Raw genomic sequence first — 3,562 nt, 5'->3', positions numbered from 1 at the left:
GCTTATTATTGACTAGAGTCATGCTCCACAACCGCGTTGAGGATCCGTCGGGGCTCAACGCTGTGATTGAGCTTAAACACCCCCCGCTCTGGAGTGCAGGTTTGGTGCAGGGGGATATGGCGAAACTGGGGCTTGCTGCGATAGGTGCGGGCCGCTGCCTGCACCCGTTCCACGAAGTCTTCTCCCAACAACACCCCTGGCGGGAAAACCTCGGCAGGCAAAGTTGGGATCCCGTTGTTCACGATCTCGGCGTAGGTTGTGGCGTAGAGGAGAACATAGGAAGTGCTGCGGCGTTCTTGGGCTAGGCAGTCCAAATCGGCAGCAGGCACCGGCTCGGCCACCAAAACCTCTACCAGGCGACCTTCCTGATCCTGCTGGAAGCAAGTGGCCACTCCCAGCACCACGTACTCCAGTCCTTGCACTGGGCTGGAGCCAAGGTGAGTTTGAGCAGTATCCGACATCGATGCCGATCTCCAAGCGGGGGAGCGAACTTTCACGGCTCCGACAGGCGCCAAGATCCCTCAAGCCGGGCGCAGTTCTCACCATAGCAACAATTTTTGCGTCGGGCAGCGGGAGCTGTTGCAAGATAGAAGGCAGATCCCAGCCCAGCTCTCTGTAAAGGATGGCAAGGGCGGCACTTGGCTGCAGGGATCCAAACTTTGCTTTACCCAAAAACTGGGCCCTCAAGGCTCACGGCTCGCTGACGCAGTCGCGACAGCTTGCGGAGCAGTAGGGAGCGGCTTTGTGCTATGCTGCCGGCAGCGGCAGGGTAGTCAACCGCTGCAGAAGCCCAACGGTTTAACGACTGGGTCAAACCCAAACAAATAATAAATAAATAGTTTTGTAATAGTTTTTTGTTGTCTGCAACAACACCCTAGGGCAGGGGGAAGCCGCCTTGAAAAAGAAAACCACTGGGGAGACAAGCGCCGCTGTCGTAGAGGGGAAACCTTCTTGCGAAAGCGAGACGGAGTCCTTTACGGTAAGTGCTGTCACGGAACCAGTAACTGGAATCCTCGCCCTCTAGAGCAGGGAGCATGTCAATGGGGCAAAGCGGGGTCAGTACTGCCCGAGGGGAGCAAGGGGTTGGGTTCCAGGCACCTTTGGCAACCCTTGATTCATCATTATCTAGGAAATACTTGCTCTAAGGATCCGACCATGGCGGATGGCGAATACAGACCAGGCTTGGAAGGCGTTCCGGCCACACGCTCCAACATTAGTTTTGTGGATGGCCAGGCGGGGATCCTGGAATATCGGGGCATCCCCATCGAGGAATTGACCGCCCACAGTACCTTTCTGGAGACAGCCTACTTGCTGATCTTTGGCAAGCTGCCGACCCAATCGGAGCTGGACAACTTTGATCAGGCAATCCGCAGTCATCGACGGGTGAAATACCGCATCCGCGACATGATCAAGTCGTTTCCAGAGTCGGGCAACCCGATGGATGCTCTGCAAACCTGTGTGGCGGGCTTGGGGCTGTTTTACCCGCTGCGGGAGATGGATCCCGACTATGTATTCGGCACCGTCACCCGCTTGCTCTCCAAGCTGCCGACCATGGTGGCCATGTTCCACCAGATGCGACAGGGCAACGATCCCATTCCCCCGGACGATAGTCTGGATCACGCTTCCAACTTTCTGTACATGCTCTCGGGCAAGAAGCCGGATCCCTGGTTGGCCCGCATTTTTGACATCTGCCTGATCCTGCACGCCGAGCACACAGTCAATGCCTCCACGTTTGCCCTTCTGGTGAGCGCTTCCACGCTGGCTAACCCTTACAGCAGCCTGGCCACGGCGGTGGGTACCCTTTCGGGGCTGTTGCACGGGGGGGCCAACCAACAGGTGATGATGCTGCTGCGGCAAATTGGCTCGGTGGAAAATGTGCGCTCGTTTATCGAGGAGAAACTGGCCAAAAAACAGCGCATCATGGGCATGGGGCACCGAGTCTACAAGGTGAAGGATCCACGGGCCACCATCCTGCAGCGGCTGGCTGAGGAGCTGTTTGAGCGCTACGGCCACGACAAGTACTACGACATCGCCCTGGAAGTGGAACGGGTGTGCGAGGAGTTGCTAGGGCCGAAGGGGATCTACCCGAATGTGGACTTCTACTCAGGGTTGGTCTACGCCAAGCTGGGGATCCCAGAAGATTTGTTTACACCGGTGTTTGCCATTGCCCGAGCGGCGGGTTGGCTGGCCCATTGGCGGGAGCAGTTGTCCGATAATCGGCTTTTCCGACCCACCCAGGTGTACACAGGTGAACGCCAGCAACGCTACATCCCTATAGAAGAGCGGGGTTGAGAGCCGTTTGACAGGGCGCTGGGCCGGGATCCAAACTCAGTAAGGCCCAAATTGTGCGTGAGGCGGTGTGTTGAGCCTTTTAGACTCTCCCCTTTGGCGAGACGGGTTCACCCTGTTTCTGAGCCTTGTGGTGCAGGCAATGCCATTTTTGCTGCTAGGGGTGTTTCTATCGGGGCTGCTGGCGGTGTTTGTCGAGGGATCCCAGTTGGCCCGTTTCCTGCCCAAAGGCAAAATCGGCAGCGCGGTGGCCGGTGGCGCTTTAGGATTCTTTTTCCCGGTGTGCGAGTGCGGCAACCTGCCGGTGGCCCGTCAACTGGTGATCAAAGGGATCCCACCCCACGTGGCGGTGGCCTTTCTGTTGGCGGCGCCGGTGTTTAACCCGGTGGTGATCTTTTCTACTTGGATTGCCTTTCGCTCCATGCCGGAGCTGGTGATCTACCGAGTTCTCTTTTCCTTCGGCATTGCGGTTGTCGTCGGCTTGATCTTCAGCCTGCAAAAGGATTTCCAGCCTCTGTTGCAGCCGTCAGTCTGGCGGGAGCTGCAGCGCAATTGCTCCCAAGAAGCTGATCCGAAGAACATCTCCCGCTCGCCGTTGTTGCAGGGGGGCACCTTCTGGATTGGATCCCAGAGCCCTGCTCAAGGGGCCTCTGGCGGATCTCTGGCCACTTTACAAACGGCTGAAGATGTGTATCGCTCTGCTCTGGCCGCTGCGCCTTCTCCCTCCAGGGGACAAAAAGGAGTTCTCCTGCTGCAGACCTGGGCCAGGGAGATCCGCGAATTGGGATCCGTGCTCATCTTGGGCTCGGCGATGGCCGCCCTGATTCAAACGGTGATCCCGCGTTCGTTTGTGCTGGATTATGGCCAAGATGCATTGCTCTCAATCCTGATCATGATGGCCCTGGCCGGGATCATCTCCATCTGCTCGACGGTGGATGCCTTTTTCGCCCTCTCCTTTGCCGCCACCTTCACGCCGGGATCCCTGTTGGCTTTTATGGTGTTTGGGCCGATAGTAGACTTGAAAGCCATAGGCTTGATGCTCACTCTGTTCAAGCCCCGCGCCATTTTCTACTTCGTGATCTTGGTCTTTCAGCTTACTCTGGTGGGAGCTTTAGCCATCAACTACTATGGCAGTTAAAGCGTTTGTTTGAACCTTTCTCCACAGGGACACCCTCTCCATCCACTCTCCGTCAAATATTCGTCAAATATAGTTGCTTCAGTTTAGGGTAAGACGCCTGGGCTCCTGATCGCGCCAGCGGGACGGAGTCCTTGA

Annotated in this window: 3 protein-coding genes; 2 read left to right on the top strand and 1 reads right to left on the bottom strand. The window is 57.0% G+C overall.

From position 1 onward, the window contains the following. Window positions 1–5: 5 nt before the first annotated feature. Window positions 6–461: a hypothetical protein gene (locus NW815_RS13090; RefSeq protein ID WP_414390748.1), complete on the bottom strand. Its 456-nt coding sequence runs from the start codon at window positions 459–461 to the stop codon at window positions 6–8. 694 nt (window positions 462–1,155) lie between these two features. On the opposite strand from NW815_RS13090, the gene NW815_RS13085 reads away from it, so the two are divergent. Both NW815_RS13085 and NW815_RS13080 read left to right on the top strand, forming a co-directional pair. Further along, window positions 1,156–2,292 (top strand): citrate synthase, encoded by a 1,137-nt coding sequence (locus NW815_RS13085; protein ID WP_414341728.1) that lies wholly within the window; start codon window positions 1,156–1,158, stop codon window positions 2,290–2,292. Window positions 2,293–2,359: 67 nt separating this feature from the next. Beyond that, the gene (locus NW815_RS13080) at window positions 2,360–3,427 is read left to right on the top strand and encodes a permease (protein WP_414341727.1); all 1,068 of its coding nucleotides are present in this window, start codon (window positions 2,360–2,362) and stop codon (window positions 3,425–3,427) included. Window positions 3,428–3,562: the final 135 nt, after the last annotated feature.

Source organism: Synechococcus sp. R6-7 (genome assembly GCF_047461695.1).
In the GTDB taxonomy this organism is placed as follows: Bacteria; Cyanobacteriota; Cyanobacteriia; order Thermostichales; family Thermostichaceae; genus Thermostichus.
Note: the sequence above shows the minus strand (reverse complement) of the source record. Positions and strands in the feature narration are given on the sequence as shown.

Bases quoted from the DNA above. Each gene is read 5' to 3' on its own strand.
- NW815_RS13090 (WP_414390748.1), bottom strand. From the start codon at position 461: ATGTCGGATACTGCTCAAACTCACCTTGGCTCCAGCCCAGTGCAAGGA.
- NW815_RS13085 (WP_414341728.1), top strand. From the start codon at position 1,156: ATGGCGGATGGCGAATACAGACCAGGCTTGGAAGGCGTTCCGGCCACA.